The organism is Pseudomonas paraveronii, assembly GCF_963681955.1.
Classification (GTDB): Bacteria; Pseudomonadota; Gammaproteobacteria; order Pseudomonadales; family Pseudomonadaceae; genus Aquipseudomonas; species Aquipseudomonas paraveronii.
This window is the reverse complement of the sequence record NZ_OY817130.1, coordinates 4,829,241-4,854,502: the sequence shown is the minus strand read 5'-3', so window position 1 is coordinate 4,854,502 and position 25,262 is coordinate 4,829,241. Positions and strand designations below refer to the sequence as shown.

Here is a 25,262-nt window from a genome sequence, read left to right as displayed (position 1 = left end):
GCTGTTGGCAATATGACTTCTATTTTTCGCGCTGTTTTAGTGATTAGCCTGTTCAGCCTGAGTAATGTCGGCGCCACGCTGGCGGCAACGCCTGTGGTCAACCCCGCCCCGGCCGCGAGCACCGAGCAGAAAACGCCCGCAAAAAAACCGACCCCGGCCAAAAAAGCCTCGGCCACGAACAAAAAAAACACGCCGGTAAAAAAACGCGCGCCGATTGCGAGCAAGTCCAAGTCCGCCCACGAAGTGGCCCAGACCCAATTGCCACCGGCACAGTTGGATTTGTCCCTGCCCTCCGACATGGTCAGGCACTTGCAGCCCATCGGCAGCATGCCCGCGCCCAAAAACGTACCGTTGTTGCCGCCAATGTTTGGCGAGAAGCCGTCTGACAACAGTGCATTCCAGATCAACGGCCGCCTGCTCAGCAATGAGATGAGGCTGCAACTGCGCAACGAAGAACGGCGAGACGTGGAAGGCGCGGCGCTGGATTTCGAATTCAAGCAATAAACTTTTCCTACGCAGGTGACGTCGACACTCGACCATCTGTCGCAGACTGGTCAGTCACTTTTGTTTTCTGCGAAAAACCCCTGTTAGACCATTTTAAAACGGCTGTTTAAGGGCGTACTCTAGCCCGGCCATCCCTATTGAGCCGTCGAGGACCTGCTGGTCATGAAATGCCGTGAAGGCTGTGGCGCTTGCTGCATCGCCCCCTCCATCAGTTCACCGCTGCCGGGAATGCCCCAGGGCAAACCCGCGGGCGAACGCTGTCTGCACCTGTCGGTCGAACACTTATGCCAGTTGTTCGGGCAACCGGAACGGCCGGCGGTGTGCAGTGATTTCAAGGCGGATATCGAGGTCTGCGGCACCGACCAGGCCGATGCGATCAGGTTGATCGGCTGGTGGGAGCAGATGACGGCGGCTTGATGGCTTTACTATCGGAACTTCAACAATAAGGAATACAACAATGGGTTCGCTGAAACGAATGGCTGTGTTGTGCGGTTTTACGGTGTTGTTTGCTGCCACTGCTCAGGCTGAGGATTGGCAAGTCGCCAAGGACGAAGACGGGATCAAGGTGTCGCTGAGCGAAGTCGCCGGTTCCAAGTACAAGGCGTATCGCGGTGTGACAGTGATCAAGGCACCCGTGGCCAAGATCGAGGCCTTGCAGGAAGATGCGGTCGGTGCCTGCGCCTGGATTCATGACTGCAAGTCGCAAAAACTGCTCAAGCAGGAGGGCGTCAAGAGCTGGACCTACACCCAATTCAAGGCACCGTTCCCGGTGACCGACCGCGATTCGATCCTGGAAATCACCACGGCCAAGGCCGCCGATGGCAGCGTGACCCGCACCCTGCTGGAAGTGCCGACCTATCAGCCGGAAGTGAAGGGCTACGTGCGCGTGGCCCAGGTCGAAGGCTACTGGAAACTGGTGCCTAAAGGTGCCAATGAAACCGAAGTGACCTACCAGGTACACACCGAGCCAGGCGGCAGCGTGCCCTCGTGGTTGGCCAACAAGTTTGTGGTGGACGCCCCGTTCAACACTTTGAAAGCCCTGAAGGAACGCGCTGAGAAGTAAGCGCGGTTGATCCGGTGCCTGCGACCTTGAGTGGAACGTTTAGCGAGCCCTCAAGGTCCAGATAGAGGTAAGCCCACACGCGGGCTTTATCGAGGAGGCACCGATGCAAAATTGGCAGATTACCTTCGTTGATGATCACGGCGTGCAGTCCGTGGAGCGATTCGCCTGCGAGCGCAAGCCCAGCCTCGAAGATGCGGCACACTTGATTCGCGACAAGCTGGTGCCGGTGGCCGCCGAACTGGACCTCAATGATCTGGACGGCCGCAAACCCGAGCCGACGGTCAAGATTCTCAAAGACCAGAACAGTATCCAGATCCTCGACATCTCTCCCGCCGCCTGAACATTCCCTGTCTGCCATTCAAGCGCCTCTGGTGGAGGTGATAGCTTCGCGCTACTCTGCAAGTGAGATCAGCGAATGAATCGCTAAGGTCTGGTCTTGTCAGCTACATGCTTGTTTTCCAGCGGTGATGTCATTGTCGTAGCCCCCGCGCCAGTACGGCGCCGGCTAGGGAAGCACGGAAAGTCTATCCATCGGTTTGAGGAGGACGTTTCATGAGCACAGCCTATCAAGAAGACATCAGCACCAACGTTCTGCGCCGCATGAAAGAGGGCGGCTTCGATTTTTCACGGTTCCACCCCATCGAGTTCTACGCCATTTTCCCGGACGAGGAACGGGCGCGCAGGGCTGCGGGTCGATTTCGTGGCGAATCCCTGAATGCCCAGGTCAGCGCGCGCGACGATGGCGCCTGGTACTTGGAACTGAGCAAGATCATGTTTGCAACCTACGACGGCATAGGAGACTTCGAGCAAGACTTTGAAGCGGTGGTCGAGCCGCTGGGCGGGATCATCGAAGGATGGGGCGTCAAGCAGGAGGTGCGTGGGTTACCCATGTAGCAGTATGAGAAACACAGCGTATCGGCTGACCTTTGGGTCGGCCGATTTTGTTTGTGGCGTCTGAAAGCGGGCGAAACTTGCGCTGTATTTTCAGGCAAAAAAAAGCCACCCGAGCAGGGTGGCCGAAAGGGAAGACCGGAGGAGTCGGTCGGTACACGAGGGCACACGGTACCGATTACGCGATGGATTGGGCTGTAGGACGGGTCCTGTTCAGCAGATGGTGGCGATTATCCGCAACGGTGGCCGGGCAGTGAAATCAACTCTGGCTATGCTGTTGATAGTCAAAGCCCGCATTGTGATGAAGCGTGCGGCCGGACGCTGGGCATTCTGCGCACCAGGATGGTGCGCTTAGCTGTCCGTTATTATTTAACTCACTGATTTTTAAGTGTTTATGCCGCTGGCACGGGCCTTGCGATGATTCTCGCGTCCGGGTGACAAGGAGTACGGCATGATCCGCACTTATTACGACGAAATGTACGATGGGGCAGGGCTGGTTCGCCCCCATTACCGCGAGTTCGCCCGCTGGTTGGCTGAAACCCCTGCTGAATTGCTGGCCCAGCGCCGGCGCGAAGCCGATTTGCTGTTTCACCGCGCCGGGATCACCTTCACCCTTTACGGGGATGAACAGGGCACCGAGCGCTTGATTCCCTTCGACACCATCCCGCGCAGCATTCCGGCGAGTGAATGGCGGATTGTCGAACGTGGCTGCATTCAGCGGGTCAAGGCGCTGAACATGTTTCTCGCCGACCTCTACCATGAACAACGCATCATCAAGGCCGGGATCATCCCCGCCGAACAGGTGCTGGCCAACGAGCAATATCAGTTGGCCATGCAGGGCTTGAATCTGCACCGCGATCTGTATTCCCACGTCTCCGGCGTCGATCTCGTTCGCGATGGCGACGGCACCTACTACGTGCTGGAGGACAACCTGCGGACCCCGAGCGGCGTCAGCTACATGCTCGAAGACCGCAAGATGATGATGCGCCTGTTCCCCGAGCTGTTCGCGGCCCAGCGTATCGCGCCGATCGACCACTACCCCAATTTGCTGCTCGACACCCTGAAAAGCTCGAGCCCCCTGGATAACCCGAGTGTGGTGGTGCTGACTCCCGGGCGTTTCAACAGTGCGTTCTTTGAGCATGCCTTCCTCGCCCGGGAAATGGGCGTGGAACTGGTGGAGGGCGCCGACCTGTTCGTGCGCGATGACCGCGTATTCATGCGCACCACCGACGGTCCCAAGGCCGTGGATGTGATCTATCGGCGCCTCGACGATGCATTTCTCGACCCGCTGGCCTTCAACCCGGACTCCATGCTCGGCGTCCCCGGCCTGCTTGCAGCCTATCGTTCGGGCAACGTGGTGTTGGCCAACGCGATCGGCACCGGGGTGGCGGATGACAAGTCGGTGTATCCCTTTGTCACCGAGATGATCCGTTTTTACCTGGATGAAGAACCGATTCTGAAGAACGTTCCGACCTTCCAATGCCGTAAGCCCGACGAACTGTCCCACGTACTGGCTAACCTGCCGCACCTGGTGGTCAAGGAAACCCAAGGCTCCGGCGGCTACGGCATGCTCGTCGGTCCGGCCTCCAGCGCGGCGGAAATCGAAGCCTTCCGCGCCCGTATCAAGGCCAAGCCCCATGCCTATATCGCACAGCCGACCCTGTGTTTATCCACCTGCCCGACCTTTGTCGAAAACGGTATCGCCCCGCGCCATATCGACCTGCGCCCGTTCGTGTTGTCCGGCAAGGAAACCCGTGTGGTGCCCGGCGGCCTGACCCGCGTGGCCTTGCGCGAAGGCTCGCTGGTGGTCAACTCGTCCCAGGGCGGCGGCACCAAAGACACTTGGGTGGTTGAGGACTGATGCCATGTTGAGTAGAACTGCCTCGGATTTGTACTGGATGTCGCGCTACCTGGAACGTGCGGAAAACCTCGCGCGCATGCTCGACGTCAGCTATTCGCTGTCGCTGATGCCCCAGGACGGACGCGGCGACGGTTTGCATGAATTGGCCATGCCGTTGTTGATCACCGGCACCTTGGAGGACTACCACGAACGCCACGGCGAACTGCACGCCGAACGCCTGCTGCACTTTTTCGCGCTGGACGCGGCCAACCCGGCGAGCATCTACAGTTGCCTCGGCGCTGCGCGGGCGAGTGCCCATGCCGTGCGTGGGCGAATCACCGCCGACATGTGGGAAAACATCAACGCCACCTGGCTGGATATCCGCGATATCGCCCAGCAGGGCTTGAGCCGCTACGGCATGAGCCGGTTCTGTGAGTGGGTCAAGGAGCGTTCGCACCTGTTTCGTGGGGCGACCTACGGCACCATCATGCGCAACGATGCCTTCCGCTTTATCCGCCTGGGCACGTTCATCGAGCGCGCCGACAACACCCTGCGCCTGCTGGATGCGCGCTATGAAATGGCCGGCGACCAGGCCGAAGCGGTCAGCGATGGCACGGCCCACGCGTACTACCAGTGGAGTGCCTTGTTGCGCGCGTTGTCGTCGTTCGAGGCCTACACTGAAATCTACCGCGACGCCCCCGGCGCCCGGCAAGTGGCGGAGCTGTTGCTGTTGCGTGCCGATGTACCGCGCTCGTTGCGGGCCTGCAGCGAAGAGATCGACCAGATCCTCGCCAGCCTGCCCGGCCTCAACGGCCGCCCGGCCCAGCGCCTGGCCGCCGAAATGGACGCACGCCTGCGCTTTACCGCGATCGACGAAATCCTCGAGGAAGGCCTGCACGCCTGGCTGACCGACTTTATTCCCTTGGTCCGCCAGTTGGGCGACGCCATCTACAGTTCCTACCTGGAGGCGGCATGAGACTCTCCATCAGCCACGAAACCACCTACCACTACGACGATCAGGTGCGCGCAAGCATCCAGTACCTGCGTCTTACGCCCCACGATAGCGAGCGCCAGCACGTAATCAGTTGGCAACTGGACCTGCCGCGTCCGGTGCGCGCCCAGGTCGACCCGTTCGGCAATATCCTGCATGTACTGACCTTGGACGAGCCCCACGACGCCATCATCATTGGCGCCCGTGGCCAGGTGGATATCGACGAGTTGCGCGAGGCTGAGCACGAGAGCCAGTCAGCCTTCCCGTTCTTGCGCAGCACGCGCCTGACCGAGCCTGACGAAGCCTTGCGTCGCTTTGCCGAGCAGCATTGCCATCAGCGCCGCGACCGCAGCGCCCTGATCGATCTGATGCACGCGCTCAACCACTCGATGGTCTACACACCCGGCGCCACCGAGGTCGACACCAGCGCCGCCGAGGCCTTCGCGGGGCGTGCGGGTGTCTGCCAGGACCACACCCACGCGTTTCTGGCCTGTGCGCGCAGCCTGGGGATTCCGGCGCGGTATGTGTCGGGGTATTTGTACACCGAGGACAGCACGCACCTGGCCAGTCACGCCTGGGCCGAAGCCTGGCTGGACGACGCCTGGTACAGCTTTGACGTGACCAACCAACTGGCGCGGCCGGAGCGGCACCTGAAACTGGCCGTGGGCCTGGATTATCTGGACGCTTGCCCGGTGCGCGGCATGCGTCGCGGCGGCGGGCATGAGCAGATGCATGCCAAGGTGTTTGTGGCGCCGACGCCGCTGGTTTTGGTGCAGCAGCAATAACTCAGGGCTGCTGCTTACGTCCGGCCATATGCTTCAAATACCCCACCAACAACGTTAGCTCGCTGTCGGGCAACACACCGGCGGCGAAAGCCGGCATTTTCGCCTGGGGCCAGCGGCGCAGGCTTTGCGGGTCGCGGATATAGCGCTTGAGGAAATCGCCGCTGAAATATTCGGTGGGGTTGTAGGGAATGTTCAGGTCCGGCCCCACCTGTGCATCACCAGCTCCATTGAGGCGGTGACAGGCCATGCAGTTTTTCTGGAACAGCGCAAAGCCTCGGTTGACCGGATCATCCGCACTCAGCTTCGGGTCGGGCAACAACGCCGGAAAGCGCTCGGCGACCGTCTGCAACTGCTTGATCCCGGCGATCTGGAACGGCCATTGCTCGGGGCTGATGTGCCCCGCCTGAGGGTTCGTCCACACCAGGTAGAACGGCCCGGCACTCGGTTTGCCCTCGGCCAGCGCGGGCCACGGCTGGGTGGGGTCTTCCACCGCCAGCCAGGCGCGGGCGCCGTGGGTTTCCAGCAAAGGTGCGGCGTTCAGTTCGGCGGCGAACCCATCGAGAGCAACGGCCTGCAGATGGTTTTTCGCCTGCAGACCCGGTAAGAGTGCCGCCAGCGGGACTGCGCGATACGTCATGTTGCGCTTGTAGGAAACGTCATTAACGATATGCACCGTCTGTGCATCGGGGTGCTTGAGCAGGTCGGCGGTCTGCCAGGTCTTGCTGGCGTGGTCCAACTCAATGGTCAACTGCGCGGCGGCAGCGGGCAGGGCGAGGAACACGGCGAGGAGGGCGAGGATCGATTTCAAGAGGGAGGCCCGGTGCGAGAGGGAATGGCGCCTAAGATACCGGAAATTTCCCAGGCAAAACGGCAGCCCCTGCAACAGGACCGCTATTCGCAATGTCCCGGCAGGCGCTGCCAAAAACGGAAAGCCTGATGCACAGAATGGGGTGTGTGATTCGTCAGCCAAGCACCTTGGTCAGGTTGGGCAGGATCAGAATCAGTGTGGTGGCGAACAGAATAAGTCCCGCCTGACGTACTTTCGAATGCTTGAACATGGCTGACTGCCTTTTGTTGTTATTCCTGAGCGTCAAATGCGTGCCGGTTTATTTCAGTATCGCAACGTGACGTGTCACTTTTCTTACGGTTGCTCCAGCAAAACCCGGCAGCAACTTCCTACTGAGTGAACCTTAGAGCCCTCGTTCTGCCTGGCTTAGATCCATTTCGTATCACCCAGTCGTATATTTTAGTTAAATAGGTATGAGGCCTATCGCCATCTTGGCGCCAATGCCTTGGCTAGACCGCTAAAACGATTAATCAAAGGATTGCACTCGCCCGCTACCGTTCGTCCGAGCGAGGGGGTCAAAAGCAATGAGCGCATCCGTCATTGAAACCGTGTCAATCGGGCCTAAGGTAAGGGCACACCTGCACAGCGGTTCGAGGACGTCATGACCCAAGCTTTGATCTTTGATGCGATACGCACGCCCCGGGGCAAAGGCAAGGCCGACGGTGCCTTGTACAGCGTCAAGCCGGTAAACCTGGTGGCAGGTTTGCTGACTGCGCTGGCCCGGCGCAGCGACCTCGACACCCGCCAGGTGGATGACATCGTCCTCGGCTGCGTCACCCCCGTGGGGGACCAGGGCGCCGACATCGCCAAGACCGCCGCGCTGGTGGCGGACTGGGACGTCAGCGTCGCCGGTCTCCAGGTCAACCGCTTCTGCGCCTCGGGCCTTGAGGCGGTGAACCTGGGGGCGATGAAAGTGCGTTCCGGCTTCGAGGACCTGGTGGTGGTCGGTGGCGTCGAGTCGATGTCCCGCGTACCCATGGGCAGCGATGGCGGCGCCTGGGTGCTCGACCCACAAACCAATCTGCACAGTCACTTCACGCCCCAAGGCATTGGCGCGGATTTGATCGCGACCTTGGAAGGCTTCAGTCGCCAGCACGTCGACGCCTTCGCCCTGCATTCCCAGCAGAAAGCAGCCAGGGCGCGCTCAGACGGTTCCTTCAATAAGTCGCTGATCGCGGTGCAGGACCAGAACGGCATTGTGCTGTTGGACCACGATGAATTTATCCGTGCCGACTCCACGCTCGAAGGCCTGGGCAAGCTCAAGCCCAGCTTCGAGATGATCGGGCAGATGGGCTTTGACGCCACCGCACTGCGGGTCTACAGCCATGTCGAGCGGATCGACCATGTCCACACCCCCGGCAACAGCTCCGGTATTGTCGACGGTGCCGCGTTGATGTTGATCGGCTCGGAAGCCAAGGGCCGCGAGTTGGGCCTGCAGCCGCGGGCGCGGATTGTCGCCACGGCGGTCACCAGCACCGACCCTACGATCATGCTCACCGGCCCCGCACCGGCCACACGCAAGGCGTTGGCCAAGGCTGGGCTGCGCGTCGAAGACATCGACCTGTTCGAGGTCAACGAGGCCTTCGCCTCGGTGGTACTCAAGTTCATCAAGGACATGCGCATCGACGCCGCCCGGGTCAACGTCAACGGCGGCTCGATCGCCATGGGCCACCCGCTGGGCGCCACGGGTTGCGCGATCCTCGGCACCTTGCTCGACGAACTGGAAGTGCGCCAACAACGCTACGGCCTGGCCACCCTGTGTGTCGGCGGTGGCATGGGCATCGCTACCATTATCGAACGCCTCTGAGCCCAAGGAATTGTCATGACCGAAGCCATTCGTTACGAAAAGGGCCAGGACCAGATCGTGGTACTGACCCTCGACATGCCTGGCCAGAGCGCCAACACCATGAACGCCGTGTACCGCGAGGCCATGGCGGCCACCGTGACGCGTCTGCAAGCGGAAAAGGACGAGATCGCCGGCGTGGTCATCACCTCGGCGAAGAAGACGTTCTTTGCCGGCGGCGACCTCAATGAATTGATCAAGGTCGACAAGGCTCACGCCAAGGAATTCTCCGACAGTGTGCGGGTATTGAAGGCGCAACTGCGCAGCCTGGAAACCCTTGGCAAGCCGGTGGTTGCCGCAATCAATGGCGCAGCCCTCGGCGGCGGCTGGGAGATTTGCCTGGCGTGTCATTACCGGGTCGCGCTGGACGACCAGTCGGTACCGCTCGGTCTGCCGGAAGTCACCCTGGGCCTGTTGCCGGGCGGCGGTGGCGTGGTGCGGATGGTGCGCCTGCTGGGTTTGGAAAAAGCCCTGCCCTATTTGCTGGAGGGTAAAAAAATCCGACCGCAGCAGGCCCTGCAAGCAGGCTTGATCGACGCGCTGGCGGCGGATCGCGACGAACTGCTGGCCAAGGCCCGCGCCTGGATTCTCGCCCACCCTGAGGCTGCGCAACCTTGGGACAACAAGGCCTACCAGATCCCCGGAGGCACGCCGTCTAGCCCGAAAGTCGCGCAGATGCTCGCCATCGCGCCATCGATCCTGCGCAGCAAAACCAATGGCTGCTTCCCGGCGCCGGAGAAAATTCTCTGCGCCGCGGTGGAAGGCGCCCAGGTGGATTTCGACACCGCACACCTGATCGAAACCCGCTACTTCACCGAATTGGTCACCGGGCAGGTGGCGAAAAACATGATCGGCACCTTCTGGTTCCAGCTCAATGACATCAACGCCGGGCGTTCGCGCCCCCAGGGCTTTGCGCCTTACGTCACGCGTAAAGTCGGCGTGCTTGGTGCCGGGATGATGGGCGCGGGGATTGCCTACGTCAGCGCCTGCGCAGGTGTTGAGGTGGTGCTCAAGGACATCGACCTCGCGTCCGCCGAGAAAGGCAAGGCGCACTCGGCCACGCTGCTGGACAAGAAGGTCAGCCGTGGGCAATTGACCGCCGAGCAGCGCGAAGCCACCTTGGCGCGTATTTATCCTACGCAGTCTGACGCCGACCTGGCCGGCTGCGACCTGATCATCGAAGCCGTGTTCGAAGACCGTGAGCTCAAGGCCAGGGTCTCTGCCGCCGCGCAAAACGTGGTCGGCTCCGAGGCGGTGATCGCTTCCAACACCTCCACCTTGCCCATCAGCGGCCTGGCCACGGCGGTGGCGGATCAAGCCAGGTTTATCGGCCTGCACTTCTTCAGCCCGGTGGACAAGATGCCGCTGGTGGAAATCATCAAGGGCACGCAGACCTCGGACGAAACCCTGGCGCGTGGTTTCGACTTCGTCCTGCAAATCAACAAAACCCCGATTGTGGTCAACGACAGTCGCGGCTTCTTCACCTCGCGGGTGTTCGGCACATTCACTAACGAAGGCATCGCCATGCTCGGCGAAGGCGTGGCTGCACCGATGATCGAGACCGAGGCGCGCAAGGCCGGTATGCCGGTGGGGCCGCTGGCGGTGTCCGACGAAGTGTCCCTCAGCCTGATGAGCCATATCCGACAGCAGACGGCTAAGGATCTGCAGGCCGAAGGTAAAGTGCTGCCAATCCATCCGGCGACGCAGGTGATTGATCTATTGGTCAACGAGTACAAACGCACGGGCAAGGCGGCGGGGGGCGGCTTCTATGAGTACCCCGCAGGCGGACAGAAGTATTTGTGGCCGGAACTGAAAAGCCGATTCGAGCGCCCTGACCAACGCATTTCAGCTCAGGATGTGCGCGACCGTTTGTTGTTTATCCAGGCCATCGAAACCGTGCGCTGCGTGGAGGAGGGCGTGTTGATGTCCACGGCGGATGCCAACGTCGGCTCGATCTTCGGCATCGGCTTTGCTGCGTGGACGGGTGGCGCGCTGCAATTTATCAACCAGTACGGCTTGAATGACTTTATTGCGCGCGCGCGCTACCTGGCCGAGCAGTATGGCGAACGCTTCGCGCCGCCGGCGTTGTTGCTGCGAAAAGCCGCACAGGGTGAAGTATTTGTCTGACCACTACGCTGCCCACTGAACGATAGCGATCCACTGTGCGCGGGCTTGCGTTGCGGGGGTATTTCAAGGCAGGCTCTGTGGGTGTTCAATATTCCCATCGCCGTGTCAGGTATTTTTTATGTCGCTACGCGTCTGCATCCTGGAAACCGATATCCTGCGTCCAGGCTTGATTGATCAGTACCAAGGTTACGGGCAGATGTTCAAGCGCCTGTTCTCCAAGCAGCCGATCCCCGCCGAGTTTGTCGTGTACAACGTGGTGCAGGGTGAATACCCCTCGGATGATGAGGTGTTTGACGCGTACCTGGTAACCGGCAGCAAGGCCGACTCGTTTGGCACCGACCCTTGGATTCAGACGCTCAAAACCTACCTGCTCGACCGCTATGAGCGCGGCGACAAGTTGTTGGGCATCTGTTTCGGCCACCAATTGCTGGCGCTGCTGCTAGGCGGCAAGACCGAGCGCGCCGGCCAGGGCTGGGGGATGGGCATCCACGACTATAAAGTCGATGCCAAGGCGCCGTGGATGAGCCCTGAGGTACCGGAGCTGACGTTGTTGATCAGCCACCAGGACCAGGTGACCACCTTGCCGGACAATGCCACGGTCATCGCTTCCAGCGAATTTTGCCCGTTTGCGGCGTACCACATCGGCGACCAGGTGCTGTGCTTCCAGGGGCACCCGGAGTTCATCCACGACTATTCCCGCGAGTTGTTGGAGATTCTTCAGACAACCTTGGGCGAGAAGGTCTACAAGAATGGCGTCGCCAGCCTGGCGCGCGACCACCACGGTGTGACCGTGGCGGAGTGGATGATGCGCTTCGTCGCGCACAAGCCTGAAGCCAAGGTTTAAAGCCAGCCCGAACGCTTGAAGCTGGCCCACAACCCGCTGCACCCTACGGCGATGAACCCCAGCACGGCAAAATAGCCGTAATGCCACTGCAACTCGGGCATATTCTGGAAGTTCATCCCGTAAATCCCTGCCACCGCCGTGGGGAACGCCAGGATCGCCGCCCACGCGGCGAACTTGCGCTGCACCACGCTCTGGCGCGAGGCCTCCAGCAACACACCGATCTCGATGGTCTGGCTGGCGATGTCGCGCAGGGTGGCCAGGTCTTCCATCTGCCGTGTGACGTGGATTTGTACATCACGAAAATACGGGCGCATGTTCTTGTCGATAAACGGAAAACTCAGCTTCTGCAGCTCCTCGCTGATCTCCACCATCGGGGCCACATAGCGGCGCAGGCGCAGCACGTCACGGCGCAGGCCGTGGAGGTTCTGGACATCGTGTTCATTGAGTGAGCTGCACAGCACGTTGCGCTCCAGCTCATCGATCTCGGCGTGGATCGCCTCGCTCACCGGCTGATAGTTTCCGGTGACGAAATCCAGCAGCGCATAGAGTACGAAATCTTCCCCATGCTCCAGTAACAATGGTCGCGCCTCACAGCGCTGGCGCACAAAGCCGTAGGACGCAGAGTGCCCGTTGCGCGCCGTGATGATGTAGCCGTTGCCGGCAAAGATATGGGTCTCGATAAACACCAGCTTGCCGTTTTCGCGCACCGGTGAATAAGTGACGATAAACAGCGCGTCGCCGAAGGTTTCCAGCTTGGGGCGGCTGTGTTTTTCCAGGGCGTCTTCGATGGCCAGTTCATGCAGGTTGAACTGGCGTTGCAGGTTGGCCAGTTCTTGGGCGTCGGGCTCTTCCAGGCCTATCCAGACAAAATGCCCGGGTTTGGCGGCCCAGGCCGCGCCTTCGTCGAGGGTTATATCGGTAACTTTCTTTCCGGCGCTATAAACAGCGGCCGCAACAACTCTACCCATGGTGCCGATCACTTCTTATCAGGGGGACAGATGTTGGGCAGCTTAGCTGGAAGCGAGTTCTATTGTTACGGCACTTTGCAATTGGTGGTCCATCGTCTTGGTGCATTCATCCATCTGCGCGTAGCAGGCTTGCATCAACGCCGGGATGTCATCCACCGTCAGGCCGGTGGTAGGAATCGGCGGCAGTGAGCGTATGAGCACATCACCACTGTTCCAGCGATTGAGCCGCATATGCGTGACGTAATTGCTTACACACACCTGCACGATGGGCACGCCGGCGGTAATCGCCATGTGGAACGCGCCTTTCTTGAACGGCAGCAGGCCCTTGCCCAGGTTGCGCGTGCCTTCCGGGAAGACCCAGATCGACGTGTCCTTATGCTGCAACGTCCGGGTGGTGGTGAGCATTGCGCGGCGAGCCTTGTGCGCATTGCCGCGGTCGATCAGCACGTTGCCAGCCAGCCAGAACAACTGGCCGAACAACGGCACCCATTTCAGGCTTTTCTTGGCGATACACACGGTGCGGTGCGGCACCACGGTGCCCAGCACAAACAGGTCATAGTTGGACTGGTGGTTGGCGATGATCAGGCAACTGCCGGGCTTGTTGCGCAGCGAATCGACATCGGCCTTCACGCGCAGCCCCAGTATTCGCATCGCCGGCAGCGCATACAGACGCGCGCACAGACGGCTGTTGTCCGGGTTGAACGGCCGACAGATCCCCAGCAGCACGCCCAAGCCGCCGGCGAGGATAAAGTGCAGGCCCATCAATAACATACGCAACATAAACAGCATCGACGTGGCCCATCGAGAGAAAAGGTGGCGCAGTGTACGGATGTGCACTGTATTCGGCAATTGCCCGGTAGAGGTAGGAGATAGGCGATGTTTAAGTGCATGTTTCAACAATTGCCAGCAGGGGCTGACTAGAGCGGCTAAGGAGGATTCGGATTTGCTTGTAAGAAAAAGCCCGACTCAAGGTCGGGCTCTGACACAACAGGTGTGGGGGCTTAGCTAAGGATATGGCCCTGGTCCTGGATGATTGCCTCATCCAGGGCTTCCAACAGTGCCTTGCGCACTTTCAGTTTGGTCTGCTTGTGGGCATTCATATTGAGCTTCTTCAACTGCCGAGCCGCCTCCAGCGCTGCCGTGTGCAATGCGTCCGGCGCCACCACCTTATCGAGGAAGCCGGCTTGCAAGGCGCCTTGCGGGTCGAACATCTCGGCATTGATCACCGAGCGGTGAAACGCCGACTTGCGCAGACGATCCCGCGCCAATTCGATACCGGCGTGGTGCATGGTCATGCCGATTGCCACTTCATTCAGGCCAATGCTGAACGGGCCCTCGACCCCGATCCGATAATCCGCCGACAACAGCAGGAAAGCGCCCTTGGCCACCGCATGCCCTGGGCACGCGACGATCACCGGGAACGGATGCGCCAACAGGCGCCGCGCCAGCGTCGAGCCCGACGTCACCAGGCCGATGGCCTCTTTAGGCCCGGCGGTCATCACTTTCAAATCATAGCCACCCGACAGAATCCCCGGCGTCCCGGTGATGATCACCACCGCCCGATCCTTCTCGGCCTGATCCAGCGCTTCATTAAACGCACTGACCACCGCCGGAGAAATGGCATTTACCTTGCCGTTGCTCAAGGTCAGGGTCGCGATACCGTCTTCCAGGTGGTAGGAGATCAACTCACTCATGACGCGGTTCCTTGTAGGACTTGTTATAGAGGTGCATGCGCAGACGTTACCCACCACGCCCGCCCTGGTAAAGCGCCGTGACTGACTGGCCGGTCAGGCTTTCCCTCGATACCCGGCGGTAAACCGCCTGGGCAGGGCGCAGCAACCGTTCCAGACGCGTGTCGTCGATGCCTGAGAATGGCAGAATCATCGCCCTCACATGGCCCGTCACGGAATACCGGTCTAACCGCATGAAAATTCTGAAAAAAACCTTTGCCATCAGAAAGGCTTTCGACTACATTAGCGCGCCTCGACAGACTGAACTGGTTTGACGAGATACGGTGAAGTGTCCGAGTGGCTTAAGGAGCACGCCTGGAAAGTGTGTATACAAGAAATTGTATCGAGAGTTCGAATCTCTCCTTCACCGCCACATTCTGCAAACACAAACCCCTGATTTTCCTAGTGAAAGTCGGGGGTTTGTGGTTTTTTGTGGCTGAAAAAAAGGCCATATAGGCCCAATGTGGGACTGACGGTGTTTTTTGCCGTCTGTCTTCAGACACGGCTGTTCGGCGGGTTCAGAATTGACAGGTGGGCTTTTATGCTTGTTAAGCAGGCTGCTTTCGGCCAAAACTGGTCGATCAGGTGCCTGCGAAAACTAGGAGGATTCATCCTGCATCGAATCGTTCGCAATTCTTCCGCCCATCCGGACTGCGTAAAATGACCACCCGACCGAAGCCGAAACTCAACCTTCGCATTCTGATTCTTATCTTTGTACTGCTTTCGGCAATCGCAACCCTGGGCAACAGTTTCTGGGTGATGTTCAAGATTCAGAAGCAGGAATTGATCGAGAATGCGCTGGAAGTGAACAAAGCCTATGGCTCTCGGATCGCCCGGAGTGTGGAGCAGGTACTCAACTCCGACCTCGATAAGCTGAAATATGGCTCGGGCGTCATTGGCAAAACCTTTGGCGACAAGCAAAAACTGGCAGATGAAGTCCAGCGACTGTTTGGGCAAGACGCCAGTTTCAACTCGGTGTTGATCGCCGATGCGGCGGGAACAGTCATTGCCTCAGTTCCCGAGAACCTCCATCTCGATGGACGGACGCTGCAACACAGGGAGCCTCTCAGTCTTCGCACGCCGATAATCAGCAACGCGTTCAAGTCCATCGCCGGCAATCTGGTGGTCTTTATCTCCCAGCCCATATTTGACGCGAAAGGAGAGTACCTGGGCCTGATCGGGGGCAGTATCCAACTTGAACAGAGGAATACGCTCCAGGCGCTGATGGACACCAATGTGCGTAAGGACGGGGCGCATGTTTATCTCGTCGACAGCGCTCGCCGGGTGCTCTATCACACCGATCCCGAGCGCATCGGGAACGTCACTGGAGTGGGGTTGATCGTCGACGCGGCACTTAGTCAGGACGCGGGAACGTTGCAGGCGACGGATGCCAATGGCGTGGACATGCTCGCGGGTTTCGCCAGGGTGCCCAGCAGTGGTTGGGGGGTGATCTCGCAGCAGCCACTCGAAAACATACAAGCCATCCTGCGACACACCATGGCCAAGGTGGCGCAGGGTATCGCGCCCTTGGCGCTGTTCGGAATCGTGTTGATCTGGTGGTTGGGCGCACGGATCTCGGCGCCATTGTCCAGGCTTGCCGATTGCGCCAAACGGCTGGACTCGCCGGACAGCTACGAACGTATCAGCGCAATCCCGTCGCGCTATTTCGAAAGCTGGCAGATTCGCAGAGCACTGTTGCTTGGCGCCACCCTGCTACAGGAAAAGATCGGCAAGCTAAACCAGGAGGCACAAACTGATGTGCTGACAGGGCTGGCCAATCGTCGAGCGATGCAGGACGTGCTGTCGCGCTGGCAGGACGCCGACAAAGCGTTCGCAGTCGTTTCCATGGACATCGACCACTTCAAGCGTGTGAACGATACGTTTGGTCATGGTGTGGGTGATGAAACGCTGAGGGCCATCGCGCAACTCATGCAGCAGAACTCACGGTCCAACGACTTGCCCTGCCGGGTCGGCGGAGAGGAGTTCGTATTGTTATTGCCCAACAGTTCGCTTCAGGCTGCAACGGATGTCGCCGAGCGATTGCGTGCCTCGATCGAAGCCGCAGACATTGTTACTGTCGGGCACATCACCGTGTCGCTGGGCGTCGCGTTATGGCATCCCGATGGCGATTCGATATCCGCTGTGCTTGAGAGGGCTGACCAGCTTTTGTACCAGGCCAAGCAAAACGGTCGTAATCGGGTGGTGGCGGAACAGGCTTGATGGGTGGCCCGCCAGTCTCGGGACACGCCTTCAATGCCGATGCCGATGATGAATGTCCGGAAAATGCGGATGGCTATGCTTGATCGGGTTATGGGTATGCACATGAGTGTGCGGCATTGCCGGGTCACACTCAAACGCGTGTTCATGTTGATGATGTTCATCGTGGACATGCCGATGCCCGTGTTCCGTCGCCTCATGCTGATGTGCATGGGCATGGCGCTCGGTCAGGTGCAGCCACACCCCCACAGCCATCAGCGCCGAAGCAATCCAGAACGCGCCGCTCACCGACTCGCCCAGCACCAGCAAGGCCAGTGCAGCGCCGAGGAAGGGCGCGGTAGAAAAATAGGCGCCGGTGCGCGCACTGCCCAGCCCGCGTAACGCCAACACAAACAGCACCAGGCTGATGCCATAGCCGAGAAACCCGACCAGCAAAATCGGCGCGAGCCGCGCCAGGCCGGGGATCTGCGAGCCGAGGTACAGTGCCAGGCTGCAATTGACCACACCCGCGATCAAACCCTTGGCGCCGGCGATAAACAGCGCGTCCGAGGCCGACACCTTACGTGTCAGGTTGTTATCAATCCCCCAGCACAGGCAGGCCACGGCAACCGCGAGTGGCCCGGTCCAATCGTGACTGTCGGCGCCGCCTTGGGGCCATGACAACGCCACGCCACCCAGCACAATCGCAATCATCCCGAGGACGATGCGACGGTCAGCGTTTTCCCTGAAGACCAGCCAGGCGATCAACGCGGTCAATACCGATTCAAGGTTGAGCATCAGCGACGCGGTGGCGCCGGAGGTGCGGGTGAGGCCGAACATCAGGGCCACGGGCCCGAAGATACCGCCGAACGCAATGGCGCCGAGCAGCCACGGCCATTCTGAGGGCGTCAGTCCGGTGGGAGACCAGCCGCGATCACGGATCAGGCGCACGACGGCGAGTCCGGCGCCGCTGCCGAGGTAAAGCAGGCCTGCGAGCAGCACGGGCGAGAGGCCCAGGCCGAGGCTTTTGGCGAGCGGGGTGCTGGCGCCGAACAGCGCGGCGGCGGCGAGTGCGTAAAGGATACTGAGGTTCATGGACCCTCCTCGAAAGGTTGGTCCATGATACGTCGCACGCTCAGGTTAAATCCCGGGCAAATAGTGCATCGTTCGGTTTAGTGCGCAGCTTTCAGCTTAACCACATCACCGGAGATCTTGGTGGTGTAACCGCTCAGCACCCAAGCCCAAAACCATTTTTCCTGGACTTCGGTATTGATCAGTGCGTCGCCGCCTTTTGCCTGGATGGCAGCCGTCTGGGCGCGGACGAAACGGCTGTTCTGGCCGATTGGGATAACGCCGAACAGCATGATGCCGGTGGCGGTGGCTTCACTGTGACCCAGCACGGTGTATTGGCTGCTGTCATATTGCGGGGATTTGATGGCGGTGCCGGTGCAGCCTGCGAGGGTGAAACCGAGAACTGCTGCTGCAACCACTTTACTGACGTACTTCACTGAGTAACTCCATGGGCTGAATCCCGAGATTCAATTCTCGGGGGGCGATACTTTAAACGCTCCTGTAACAGATTGAAAACAATTGCCGGTCGTTCAGGCTTGCACATACACCCAAGCCGTCAGGCCCGATGCCAACGCCACGCTGACCCGCTTGTAGTCGGACACTTCATACGCATCCGCCGCCGCCAACTCGTGCTCGGTAATCTGAAACACCCTGCCTTCAACGCTGGCGCCTTGGTCGGTGCTCGGCGCCACAATCGGGTGATGGGTCTTGCCACTGGTGGCCAGCACTTGCGGGTCGGTAATCTCTACCCAGTTTTTCGAGTAGCCCAACATTGCGTCGTGCTGGCCTACCAGTTCTCGGCCGAAGTGGGCGAGTTGGACGGCCTTGTCCTGCAAGGTGCCGTAGGAAAACAACAGTACGGGGAATTCGGCGCAGCGTTCCATTTTGGTTCCTTTGAACGATTAAGCGAGTAGGTCTTCATAGAATGCGCCATACGGCTTGCTCGGGTGAGCGATCTGGATTTCCAGAATCCACAGCCCCGCATTCGGGTAGTGCTCGAAGTCGCCGAGGTCGCCGCCACGATGGATCGCGTGGGGAAAGTCGCTGACGCGGTGGCCCTTGATGTCGAGGTTCAACTGCCAGCCCATGGCCTGGGCTTGTGCTTCGGCGTAGCGGTAGAGTTCGAGGCCGATGACCTGGTCGTTTTTCCAGCGCGCCTGCACGCGGTCGAACAGCTCTTTGGCCGCGTTGGCGCAGGCGATCATGTCCGGGTCGGTGCCGGTGCTGAAGGTGGCACCCGCGTCGCCTTCGTGACCTTGCCAGACGGCGCCCATGTCGATGAAGAACATGTCGTTTTCACCGAGTACCGGGTCACCGTCGGAGCGTTGCTTGAAGGTCTTGAGGGTATTGGCGCCGAAGCGCACCAGCAGCGGGTGCCAGATGCGTTGCATGTCGAGGTCGGCGAGGACGTGCTTGCCCAGCTCGCGCGCTTCGGATTCGAGCATGCCGGGGCGGATGCGCTGGGCCAGTTGTTCGATGGCTTGCCAGGTCATGGCCTGGGCATGGCGCATGGATTCGATACTGTAGGCGGCGCCCACGGCTTCTTTGGGTTGTTCCGACACCGTTATCTCCTTGTGCGGTGGGTAGCGTTATGAGGTTTACTATATAGCGACTGGTATTGGGCGCCCAAGCGAAATTATTAGACATGCAGCCACGCCAGGCTGCCCAGCACCACGGCGACACCGCCAGCGGTATACGACATGCGCTTCAACCATTCCTTGCGCGTCAACAACGTAATCGCCGCCAACGAAATCGCGATCTGAATCGCCGTCATCGCCTGGGCCCAGCGGTGATGCTGGTGCAGCGCTTCTTCGGATTTCTGATCCCATTCCCGTGAGGTTGCCTCAAGTTTCTCGGCCTGTTTACGCACGTCTTCCTTCTGGCCCTTGTAGCGCTCGCTCTCATCCTTGTAGTGCGCTGCGTCCACACCGGGAATATGGGTAGCCAGTTCCGCCAGGTTTTGCCGGCTGGATTTGGCCTGGTAGTAGTTCCACTGGTTGGCGGCTTCGGTCTTGAAAATGGCGGCGTTGTTCTTGTCCATCGCCGCTTCGCTTTCGGTGGAGCCGGCCTGGTAGCTGAGCATGGCGCCAAGGGTGGCCATCAGTGCAGTCATCACGGCGATGCGGCTGGCGAAATTGTCACCGCGCGCGTGGGCATGTTCGGTGGTGTGTTCGATGTGTTTTTCGTGGGGGCTGGGGACTTCGAAGGCTTCGGTCATGGGGGCGGCTATGAAGGGATTGAGGGCGTTTGATTCTTCCTCAGCGAAGCTGTCTCAATCCTGTACGTAATGCTGTAAACCCGCGACTAGCGCGTCAAACGTCGCCCGGCAGCGCGGGCTGTTGCGCAGGTCTTCATGCATGGTGACCCAGGTGTCGAGTTTGAGCGCGAATGCTTCCGGCAGTACCCGACGCAGGCGCGTGTCTTGTTGGGCCAGCTTGACCTGGCATCCGCCGATGCCGGCGCCAGCGCGGATCAGCGCCAGTTGCGCCAGGTCGCTGTCGCTGCTGAGGGCGAAGGTGCTGCGTTCGAAGCCTTTAACGGCCAGGCTGCGGATAAACGCGTTTTCCCGGTCGTAGCCGATCACCGCGTGGTCGGTCAGGTCTTTCAACTCTTGCGGCGTACCGTGCTGGTGCAGGTAATCGTCGCGGGCATGCAGGCCGACTTCGATCAGGCCGATGCGCTGTGCCAGCAGTTGCTCCTGGCTGGGGCGGACCATCCGCACGGCGATGTCAGCTTCCAATTGCAGCAGGTCGCTCAGGCGGTTGGTCAGGACCAGTTCGACCTTGAGCTGAGGATGCTGTTGGCGCAACCGCGTGATGATTGGCGGCAGTACTTCCACGCCGACCACCTCGCTGGCGGATACGCGCACCACGCCGCGGACCTCGTCGCCTTGGGCGGAGGCGCTACGTTCGAGGGCGGCGGCCGTGCGCTCCATGGTCTCGGCGTGGGCTCTCATGGTGTGGGCCACTGCCGTCGGCAGCAGTCCGGTGGGGGAACGAGTGAACAGCACCACGCCCAAGGCCGTTTCCAGCGCGGCAATGTGCCGACCGACGGTGGGCTGTGTGATGCCGAGCTGCCGTGCGGCCCCCGACAGCGATCCTTCCTTGAGTACGCCAAGAAACGATCGGTAAAGCTCCCAACCAATGTTCAATGCCATGCGTAAATGTATAGCGTCTGGATGGTCTTCGGCAATTCCTCTATAGCTGTGCTGCGAACAGAATGGCCGCTCCAACCAACGTGGGAGCGGATGATGAGCAAGGTTCTGGTATTGGGTGCAACCGGCGGTATCGGCGGCGAAGTGGCGCGACAGCTGAGCGCGGCGGGCTGGCAGGTGTGTGCGTTGACCCGGGATGTCGCCAAGGCCCGTAGCCAGAATGCCGCCTATACCTGGCTCAAAGGCGATGCGCTCAATCGCGACGAAGTGATCGCTGCCGCCCGTGGCTGCGCGGTGATCATCCATGGGGTGAACCCGCCGGGCTATCGCAATTGGGCCGAGCAGGTGCTGCCGATGATCGACAACACCATAGCGGCCGCCATCGCCGAGCGCGCGACCATCGTGTTGCCCGGCACGGTCTACAACTTCGGGCCGGATGCGTTCCCGGTGCTTTCCGAAGACTCACCCCAGCACCCGCTGACCCGCAAGGGCGCGATACGTGTGCAACTGGAGCAGCGCTTGCTGCAGTCTTCCCGCGAGGGCGCTCGTGTAGTGATCGTGCGTGCCGGGGATTTTTTTGGCGCCGGAGCGGCCAACAACTGGTTCTCCCAAGGCCTGGTCAAACCCGGTAAACCGGTGCGCGCCGTCAGCGCCCCAGGTGCGCCAGGCGTCGCCCACCAATGGGCCTACCTACCGGATGTGGCGCGCACCATGCTCGAGTTGATTGAGCGTCGCGCCACCCTCGAGGCCTTTGCCTGCTTTCATATGACCGGGCACGTGGACAGTGATGGCACGCAGATGAGCCAGGCGATCCAGCGCGTGGTGTTACGCAGGACGGGCCTGCAACCGCGTGTAGGCGTATTTCCCTGGTGGTTGTTAACGTTGGCTGCACCGTTTGTCGTGACCTTTCGCGAGATACAGGAGATGCGTTATCTGTGGCAAACCCCGTTGCGTATGGATAACCAACGCTTGCTTGCGGCTCTGGGCCACGAGCCCCATACGCCGTTGGAACACGCGGTGGAGGCCGCATTGACCCGCCTGGGCTGCCTGCCCACGCCGGCCTGATCAGGCGCACAGCCTAAAGGGTTGCCTGCCGACAAGCGTCGCCGGTATTGTGCTGAATCCTTTTAGTCCTTCCTCCAGGGTTTTGTAGTGATGAATGCACCGCGTAGCGCAGTCGGTCCGATCAAGGCCGTGATTTTCGATATGGACGGCTTGTTGCTGGATACCGAAGGCATCTACACCGAAGTGACGCAGATCATCGCCGAGCGCTTCGGGCGTACCTATGACTGGGGGATCAAGCAGCACATCATCGGGCGCGGTGCCCAGGACCTGGCCGACTACGTGGTCAAGGCGCTGGACCTGCCGATCACGGCGGCTGAGTTCCTCGAAATCCGTGAGCCGCTGATGAGCGAGCGCTTCCCCAGGGCGTTGGGCATGCCCGGCGCCGAAGCGTTGGTACGGCACCTGAGCGCGCACAATATTCCGATTGCGGTGGGCACCAGTTCGTCGCGCAACTCCTTTGGCCACAAGACCACGCTGCACCGCGAATGGTTTGGCCTGTTTGGCACCATCGTCACGGCTGACGACCCGGAAGTCGGCGCGGCCAAACCCGCGCCGGACATCTTCCTCACCGCCGCGCGGCGCCTGGGCATTGCGCCGCAAGATTGCCTGGTGTTTGAAGACTCGCCGTTCGGCGTCACCGCAGCAAAGGCGGCCCGGATGACCGCCATCGCCGTGCCCGATGAAGCCATGGCCGACAGCAAGTACCACCACGCCGACCAGATCATCCGCAAACTCGCGGACTTCGACCTCGCCGCCTACGGCTTGCCGCCAATGTCCTGACCCGGGCTCCTACAGGCGGTTATGCACTGAACCCACCATCAATGGTCAGGCTGGCTCCGGTGATATACCCGGCTTCCGGCCCGGCGAGGTAGGCCACAAAGCTGGCGATCTCCTCGACATGGCCATAACGGCCCACCGCCATCAACCCGATCAGGCTCTCGGCGAATTCACTGTTCGCCGGGTTCATGTCGGTGTCCACCGGCCCTGGCTGCACGTTGTTAATAGTAATGCCACGCGGCCCCAGGTCCCGCGCCAGGCCCTTGGTCAAACCGACCAGCGCCGCCTTGCTCATCGCATACGGCCCGCCGCCGCCAAACGGCATGCGCTCGGCGTTGGTGCTGCCAATGTTGATCACGCGGCCGCCTTCGCCCATGTGCTTGGCCGCTTCCTGAGTGGCGATGAACACGCTGCGCACGTTGATTGCCAGGGTCTGGTCGAAGTCCTCCAGCTTGAAGTCTTCCAGCGGGGCGATGGCCAGCACGCCGGCGTTGTTCACCAGGATATCCAGGCGCCCAAAGGCTTGGACCGTGGCGTTGACCGCGTTGCGAATCGCCGTGGCATCGGCGCTGTCGGCCTGAATCGCCAAGGCTTTGCCGCCGGCGCTGATCACGCTGTTCTGCAATTCTGCGGCCTTGGCGGCCGAACTGACGTAGGTAAAGGCGACGGCTGCACCTTGCGCCGCAAGACGCTTGACGATGGCGGCGCCGATGCCGCGTGAACCGCCTTGAATCAAGGCGACTTTGCCGCTGAGGTTCTGGGTGGTCATGTCGATCTCCTAGCTGTTCAAGGCGGGATGCCTTGTTGATGGAGCCGAGTATCGACCTCACCCTGCGCTGTCGGTAGACCCTGATTGCTATAGTCTGTGTAAACCAAAAGTTTAGAGTGGGCGGATATGGAGAGCTTCGGCAGTATCGAATGCTTTGTGCGCAGCGCCGAAGGCGGCAGCTTTGCCGAAGCGGCCCGGCACTTGAGCCTGACCCCGGCGGCGGTGGGCAAAAGTGTCGCCAAGCTGGAAGCGCGCCTGGGTGTGCGGCTGTTCCAGCGCAGCACCCGGCGCCTGACCCTGACCGAAGCCGGCAAGCGGTTCCTCGCCGAAGTCAGCGACAGCCTCATCACCATTCAGAACGCCGTGGCCAACCTGGCCAGCGCCGAGGGTCGGCCGGTGGGGACGCTCAAGGTCAGCATGGGCACAGTGTTCGGTAATCGCTATGTCATGCCGTTGCTGGGGGAGTTCGTCCGGCGTTTTCCGGATATCAGCCCGGATTGGCATTTTGATAACCGCCAGGTTGACCTGATCGGCCAGGGCTTCGACGCGGCCATCGGCGGTGGCTTTGAGCTGCCCCAGGGCGTGGTGGCGCGCAAGCTCACGCCCGCGCACCGGGTGCTGGTGGCGTCAGCGGAGTACCTGGCGCAACGCCCGCCGGTACTGGCGCCGGAGGATCTGGCGCGCTGCCTGGGCATCCTGATCCGCTCCCCGCAAACCGGCCGCGTGCGCTCCTGGCAACTGAGCAACCGTGAGCGCGAACAGCGCCCGCTGGTGCTCAAGCCGCGCATGACCCTGAGCGATTCGGAGGCCGCCTGTTGCGCCGCCGCCCAGGGCCTGGGCATCGCGTTGGTGAGCATGCCGATGGCGGTGCCGTTCCTCGACAGCGGCGCGGTGGTGCGGGTGCTGCCCGACTGGTATGTCGACGACGGCAACATCTCCATCTACTACGCCGAACACAAACTGCTGCCCGGTAAGACGCGGGCGTTTGTCGACTTCATCCTCGAGCAGTTTGTAATGACGGGATTGGCGCAGCGCTTCAGCGCGATTTGATCGCCGCGTCCCGTTCTATCGGCTGCGCGGCCAGCCGATGACGTTCTTCGGCCGTGGCGTGGCGTAGGTCCTGACCTTCGACGTCGACAACCCCAGTCGCACCAACCCTTCGGCAATCGTCACCGCCGCCGTCACCCCATCCACCACCGGCACCCCGGTGCGCTGGCGAATCCGTTCGTCCAGCCCGGCCATGCCGCCGCACCCCAGGCAGATCACCTCGGCCTTGTCCTCGCGGATCGCCAGTTCCGCCTGCCGCACGATGGCCTCCATGGCCGCCAGCGGGTGTTCTTCCAGCTCCAGCACCGCCATGCCGCTGGCCCGCACCGAGGCGCAGCGTTGATACAGGCCGGCGAGTTTCAGGCGGTCTTCGATCAGCGGCACCGTGCGGTCCAGGGTGGTCACCACCGAATAGGCGTGGCCGAGGAACATCGCGGTGGTGGCCGCCGCTTCGGTGATGTCCACCACCGGCACGTTCAACAATTCCTGTAGGCCTTCGCGCCCATGTTCGCCATACCCGGCCTGGATCACCGCATCGAACGGCTGGTCATAGGCCATCACGCGGTCCATCACCGCGATGGCCGCCAGGTAGCTCTCAAAATTGCCCTCCACCGATTCGGCCCCGAAGTATGGGGTGAGCCCGATAATCTCGGTGCCCGGCGAGGCCACGGCCCGCGCTTGCTCGGCGATGGTTTGGGTGATGGATTCGGTGGTGTTGACGTTGACCATGAGGATGCGCATGGAATGTCC

Annotated in this window: 28 protein-coding genes and 1 tRNA gene; 16 read left to right on the top strand and 13 right to left on the bottom strand. The window is 60.8% G+C overall.

Features of this window, described 5'->3' with window-relative positions:
* The first annotated feature begins 12 nt into the window (after positions 1–12).
* The 8 genes from U5A08_RS22345 (at position 13) to U5A08_RS22310 (ending at position 6,074) form a co-directional block, all read left to right on the top strand.
* Positions 13–504: a translation initiation factor 2 gene (locus U5A08_RS22345; RefSeq protein WP_321848647.1), complete on the top strand. Its 492-nt coding sequence runs from the start codon at positions 13–15 to the stop codon at positions 502–504.
* A 162-nt stretch (positions 505–666) separates the two neighbouring features.
* The gene (locus tag U5A08_RS22340; RefSeq protein ID WP_247402639.1) at positions 667–921 is read left to right on the top strand and encodes a YkgJ family cysteine cluster protein; all 255 of its coding nucleotides are present in this window, start codon (positions 667–669) and stop codon (positions 919–921) included.
* A 40-nt stretch (positions 922–961) separates the two neighbouring features.
* The gene (locus U5A08_RS22335; RefSeq protein ID WP_253398111.1) at positions 962–1,567 is read left to right on the top strand and encodes an START domain-containing protein; all 606 of its coding nucleotides are present in this window, start codon (positions 962–964) and stop codon (positions 1,565–1,567) included.
* Positions 1,568–1,670: 103 nt separating this feature from the next.
* Entirely contained in the window at positions 1,671–1,907 is a 237-nt protein-coding gene (locus U5A08_RS22330) for a hypothetical protein (RefSeq protein ID WP_321848643.1), read from the top strand.
* 212 nt (positions 1,908–2,119) lie between these two features.
* Positions 2,120–2,461, top strand: a complete 342-nt coding sequence (locus U5A08_RS22325; RefSeq protein WP_003193463.1) for a ribonuclease E inhibitor RraB — start codon at positions 2,120–2,122, stop codon at positions 2,459–2,461.
* 448 nt (positions 2,462–2,909) lie between these two features.
* On the top strand, positions 2,910–4,319 hold the full coding sequence (locus tag U5A08_RS22320; RefSeq protein WP_321848642.1) for a circularly permuted type 2 ATP-grasp protein: 1,410 nt from the start codon (positions 2,910–2,912) through the stop codon (positions 4,317–4,319).
* 4 nt (positions 4,320–4,323) lie between these two features.
* On the top strand, positions 4,324–5,274 hold the full coding sequence (locus U5A08_RS22315) for an alpha-E domain-containing protein (RefSeq protein WP_321848640.1): 951 nt from the start codon (positions 4,324–4,326) through the stop codon (positions 5,272–5,274).
* The gene (locus tag U5A08_RS22310) at positions 5,271–6,074 is read left to right on the top strand and encodes a transglutaminase family protein (RefSeq protein ID WP_253398105.1); all 804 of its coding nucleotides are present in this window, start codon (positions 5,271–5,273) and stop codon (positions 6,072–6,074) included. Before U5A08_RS22315 ends, U5A08_RS22310 begins: the two co-directional genes overlap by 4 nt.
* Before the next feature lies 1 nt (position 6,075).
* Here the strand turns inward: U5A08_RS22310 and U5A08_RS22305 are convergent, their stop codons facing one another.
* Complete coding sequence (locus tag U5A08_RS22305) at positions 6,076–6,882, bottom strand: c-type cytochrome (protein WP_321848638.1); 807 nt, start codon at positions 6,880–6,882, stop codon at positions 6,076–6,078.
* Between the two features lie 640 nt (positions 6,883–7,522).
* Between U5A08_RS22305 and U5A08_RS22300 the strand changes: the two genes are divergently transcribed.
* From U5A08_RS22300 to U5A08_RS22290, 3 genes are all read left to right on the top strand, one after another.
* A complete protein-coding gene (locus U5A08_RS22300; RefSeq protein WP_253398101.1) occupies positions 7,523–8,728 on the top strand; it encodes an acetyl-CoA C-acetyltransferase in 1,206 nt (401 codons plus the stop codon).
* 15 nt (positions 8,729–8,743) lie between these two features.
* The gene (locus U5A08_RS22295) at positions 8,744–10,891 is read left to right on the top strand and encodes a 3-hydroxyacyl-CoA dehydrogenase NAD-binding domain-containing protein (RefSeq protein ID WP_321848634.1); all 2,148 of its coding nucleotides are present in this window, start codon (positions 8,744–8,746) and stop codon (positions 10,889–10,891) included.
* 118 nt (positions 10,892–11,009) lie between these two features.
* Entirely contained in the window at positions 11,010–11,735 is a 726-nt protein-coding gene (locus U5A08_RS22290) for an amidotransferase (protein WP_253398097.1), read from the top strand.
* Here the strand turns inward: U5A08_RS22290 and U5A08_RS22285 are convergent.
* The 4 genes from U5A08_RS22285 to U5A08_RS22270 all read right to left on the bottom strand — a co-directional run bounded on the left by U5A08_RS22285 (position 11,732) and on the right by U5A08_RS22270 (position 14,587).
* Positions 11,732–12,703: a magnesium and cobalt transport protein CorA gene (locus U5A08_RS22285; RefSeq protein WP_253398095.1), complete on the bottom strand. Its 972-nt coding sequence runs from the start codon at positions 12,701–12,703 to the stop codon at positions 11,732–11,734. The genes U5A08_RS22290 and U5A08_RS22285 overlap by 4 nt on opposite strands.
* A 42-nt stretch (positions 12,704–12,745) precedes the next feature.
* On the bottom strand, positions 12,746–13,492 hold the full coding sequence (locus tag U5A08_RS22280) for a lysophospholipid acyltransferase family protein (RefSeq protein WP_321848632.1): 747 nt from the start codon (positions 13,490–13,492) through the stop codon (positions 12,746–12,748).
* Between the two features lie 212 nt (positions 13,493–13,704).
* Positions 13,705–14,397, bottom strand: coding sequence for a crotonase/enoyl-CoA hydratase family protein (locus tag U5A08_RS22275; protein WP_247405379.1), 693 nt, complete (start codon positions 14,395–14,397; stop codon positions 13,705–13,707).
* Between the two features lie 46 nt (positions 14,398–14,443).
* Positions 14,444–14,587 (bottom strand): hypothetical protein, encoded by a 144-nt coding sequence (locus U5A08_RS22270; protein ID WP_247405376.1) that lies wholly within the window; start codon positions 14,585–14,587, stop codon positions 14,444–14,446.
* A 129-nt stretch (positions 14,588–14,716) separates the two neighbouring features.
* Between U5A08_RS22270 and U5A08_RS22265 the strand changes: the two genes are divergently transcribed.
* Both U5A08_RS22265 and U5A08_RS22260 read left to right on the top strand, forming a co-directional pair.
* Positions 14,717–14,806, top strand: a tRNA-Ser gene (locus U5A08_RS22265).
* Between the two features lie 287 nt (positions 14,807–15,093).
* The gene (locus U5A08_RS22260; RefSeq protein WP_321848630.1) at positions 15,094–16,653 is read left to right on the top strand and encodes a sensor domain-containing diguanylate cyclase; all 1,560 of its coding nucleotides are present in this window, start codon (positions 15,094–15,096) and stop codon (positions 16,651–16,653) included.
* 30 nt (positions 16,654–16,683) lie between these two features.
* Here U5A08_RS22260 and U5A08_RS22255 read toward each other — a convergent pair whose 3' ends face one another.
* The 6 genes from U5A08_RS22255 to U5A08_RS22230 form a co-directional block, all read right to left on the bottom strand.
* A complete protein-coding gene (locus tag U5A08_RS22255; protein WP_321848627.1) occupies positions 16,684–17,724 on the bottom strand; it encodes a DMT family transporter in 1,041 nt (346 codons plus the stop codon).
* Between the two features lie 77 nt (positions 17,725–17,801).
* Positions 17,802–18,137 carry a hypothetical protein gene (locus U5A08_RS22250; RefSeq protein ID WP_253398003.1) on the bottom strand — a complete coding sequence of 112 codons (336 nt, stop codon included), beginning with the start codon at positions 18,135–18,137 and terminating at the stop codon, positions 17,802–17,804.
* 93 nt (positions 18,138–18,230) lie between these two features.
* On the bottom strand, positions 18,231–18,584 hold the full coding sequence (locus U5A08_RS22245) for a gamma-glutamylcyclotransferase family protein (RefSeq protein WP_321848625.1): 354 nt from the start codon (positions 18,582–18,584) through the stop codon (positions 18,231–18,233).
* Between the two features lie 18 nt (positions 18,585–18,602).
* Positions 18,603–19,262 carry a M24 family metallopeptidase gene (locus U5A08_RS22240; protein WP_253397999.1) on the bottom strand — a complete coding sequence of 220 codons (660 nt, stop codon included), beginning with the start codon at positions 19,260–19,262 and terminating at the stop codon, positions 18,603–18,605.
* A gap of 77 nt (positions 19,263–19,339) precedes the next feature.
* Positions 19,340–19,918: a DUF4337 domain-containing protein gene (locus tag U5A08_RS22235; protein WP_253397997.1), complete on the bottom strand. Its 579-nt coding sequence runs from the start codon at positions 19,916–19,918 to the stop codon at positions 19,340–19,342.
* Between the two features lie 54 nt (positions 19,919–19,972).
* On the bottom strand, positions 19,973–20,857 hold the full coding sequence (locus U5A08_RS22230) for a LysR family transcriptional regulator (RefSeq protein WP_253397995.1): 885 nt from the start codon (positions 20,855–20,857) through the stop codon (positions 19,973–19,975).
* A 93-nt stretch (positions 20,858–20,950) separates the two neighbouring features.
* Here U5A08_RS22230 and U5A08_RS22225 point away from each other — a divergent pair, with 93 nt between their 5' ends.
* Positions 20,951–21,919, top strand: a complete 969-nt coding sequence (locus tag U5A08_RS22225) for an NAD-dependent epimerase/dehydratase family protein (RefSeq protein ID WP_321848622.1) — start codon at positions 20,951–20,953, stop codon at positions 21,917–21,919.
* A gap of 90 nt (positions 21,920–22,009) precedes the next feature.
* Positions 22,010–22,699 (top strand): HAD-IA family hydrolase, encoded by a 690-nt coding sequence (locus U5A08_RS22220; RefSeq protein WP_253397992.1) that lies wholly within the window; start codon positions 22,010–22,012, stop codon positions 22,697–22,699.
* Between the two features lie 19 nt (positions 22,700–22,718).
* Here the strand turns inward: U5A08_RS22220 and U5A08_RS22215 are convergent, their stop codons facing one another.
* On the bottom strand, positions 22,719–23,465 hold the full coding sequence (locus U5A08_RS22215) for a 3-oxoacyl-ACP reductase family protein (protein ID WP_017848487.1): 747 nt from the start codon (positions 23,463–23,465) through the stop codon (positions 22,719–22,721).
* A 126-nt stretch (positions 23,466–23,591) separates the two neighbouring features.
* On the opposite strand from U5A08_RS22215, the gene U5A08_RS22210 reads away from it, so the two are divergent.
* Positions 23,592–24,515 carry a LysR family transcriptional regulator gene (locus U5A08_RS22210; RefSeq protein ID WP_321848619.1) on the top strand — a complete coding sequence of 308 codons (924 nt, stop codon included), beginning with the start codon at positions 23,592–23,594 and terminating at the stop codon, positions 24,513–24,515.
* A 15-nt stretch (positions 24,516–24,530) separates the two neighbouring features.
* On the opposite strand, the gene U5A08_RS22205 is transcribed toward U5A08_RS22210, so the two are convergent.
* Positions 24,531–25,253 carry an aspartate/glutamate racemase family protein gene (locus U5A08_RS22205; protein WP_321848616.1) on the bottom strand — a complete coding sequence of 241 codons (723 nt, stop codon included), beginning with the start codon at positions 25,251–25,253 and terminating at the stop codon, positions 24,531–24,533.
* Positions 25,254–25,262 lie beyond the last annotated feature (9 nt).

Excerpts from the sequence above, each read along its gene's own strand:
- U5A08_RS22230 (WP_253397995.1), bottom strand. The coding sequence starts at position 20,857 with ATGGCATTGAACATTGGTTGGGAGCTTTACCGATCGTTTCTTGGCGTA.
- U5A08_RS22320 (WP_321848642.1), top strand. The coding sequence starts at position 2,910 with ATGATCCGCACTTATTACGACGAAATGTACGATGGGGCAGGGCTGGTT.
- U5A08_RS22260 (WP_321848630.1), top strand. The coding sequence starts at position 15,094 with ATGACCACCCGACCGAAGCCGAAACTCAACCTTCGCATTCTGATTCTT.
- U5A08_RS22280 (WP_321848632.1), bottom strand. The coding sequence starts at position 13,492 with ATGCTGTTTATGTTGCGTATGTTATTGATGGGCCTGCACTTTATCCTC.
- U5A08_RS22225 (WP_321848622.1), top strand. The coding sequence starts at position 20,951 with ATGAGCAAGGTTCTGGTATTGGGTGCAACCGGCGGTATCGGCGGCGAA.
- U5A08_RS22325 (WP_003193463.1), top strand. The coding sequence starts at position 2,120 with ATGAGCACAGCCTATCAAGAAGACATCAGCACCAACGTTCTGCGCCGC.
- U5A08_RS22295 (WP_321848634.1), top strand. The coding sequence starts at position 8,744 with ATGACCGAAGCCATTCGTTACGAAAAGGGCCAGGACCAGATCGTGGTA.
- U5A08_RS22340 (WP_247402639.1), top strand. The coding sequence starts at position 667 with ATGAAATGCCGTGAAGGCTGTGGCGCTTGCTGCATCGCCCCCTCCATC.
- U5A08_RS22310 (WP_253398105.1), top strand. The coding sequence starts at position 5,271 with ATGAGACTCTCCATCAGCCACGAAACCACCTACCACTACGACGATCAG.
- U5A08_RS22270 (WP_247405376.1), bottom strand. The coding sequence starts at position 14,587 with ATGATTCTGCCATTCTCAGGCATCGACGACACGCGTCTGGAACGGTTG.
- U5A08_RS22210 (WP_321848619.1), top strand. The coding sequence starts at position 23,592 with ATGGAGAGCTTCGGCAGTATCGAATGCTTTGTGCGCAGCGCCGAAGGC.
- U5A08_RS22255 (WP_321848627.1), bottom strand. The coding sequence starts at position 17,724 with ATGAACCTCAGTATCCTTTACGCACTCGCCGCCGCCGCGCTGTTCGGC.
- U5A08_RS22285 (WP_253398095.1), bottom strand. The coding sequence starts at position 12,703 with ATGGGTAGAGTTGTTGCGGCCGCTGTTTATAGCGCCGGAAAGAAAGTT.
- U5A08_RS22235 (WP_253397997.1), bottom strand. The coding sequence starts at position 19,918 with ATGACCGAAGCCTTCGAAGTCCCCAGCCCCCACGAAAAACACATCGAA.
- U5A08_RS22220 (WP_253397992.1), top strand. The coding sequence starts at position 22,010 with ATGAATGCACCGCGTAGCGCAGTCGGTCCGATCAAGGCCGTGATTTTC.
- U5A08_RS22330 (WP_321848643.1), top strand. The coding sequence starts at position 1,671 with ATGCAAAATTGGCAGATTACCTTCGTTGATGATCACGGCGTGCAGTCC.
- U5A08_RS22245 (WP_321848625.1), bottom strand. The coding sequence starts at position 18,584 with ATGGAACGCTGCGCCGAATTCCCCGTACTGTTGTTTTCCTACGGCACC.
- U5A08_RS22290 (WP_253398097.1), top strand. The coding sequence starts at position 11,010 with ATGTCGCTACGCGTCTGCATCCTGGAAACCGATATCCTGCGTCCAGGC.
- U5A08_RS22345 (WP_321848647.1), top strand. The coding sequence starts at position 13 with ATGACTTCTATTTTTCGCGCTGTTTTAGTGATTAGCCTGTTCAGCCTG.
- U5A08_RS22300 (WP_253398101.1), top strand. The coding sequence starts at position 7,523 with ATGACCCAAGCTTTGATCTTTGATGCGATACGCACGCCCCGGGGCAAA.
- U5A08_RS22215 (WP_017848487.1), bottom strand. The coding sequence starts at position 23,465 with ATGACCACCCAGAACCTCAGCGGCAAAGTCGCCTTGATTCAAGGCGGT.
- U5A08_RS22315 (WP_321848640.1), top strand. The coding sequence starts at position 4,324 with ATGTTGAGTAGAACTGCCTCGGATTTGTACTGGATGTCGCGCTACCTG.
- U5A08_RS22335 (WP_253398111.1), top strand. The coding sequence starts at position 962 with ATGGGTTCGCTGAAACGAATGGCTGTGTTGTGCGGTTTTACGGTGTTG.
- U5A08_RS22205 (WP_321848616.1), bottom strand. The coding sequence starts at position 25,253 with ATGCGCATCCTCATGGTCAACGTCAACACCACCGAATCCATCACCCAA.
- U5A08_RS22275 (WP_247405379.1), bottom strand. The coding sequence starts at position 14,397 with ATGAGTGAGTTGATCTCCTACCACCTGGAAGACGGTATCGCGACCCTG.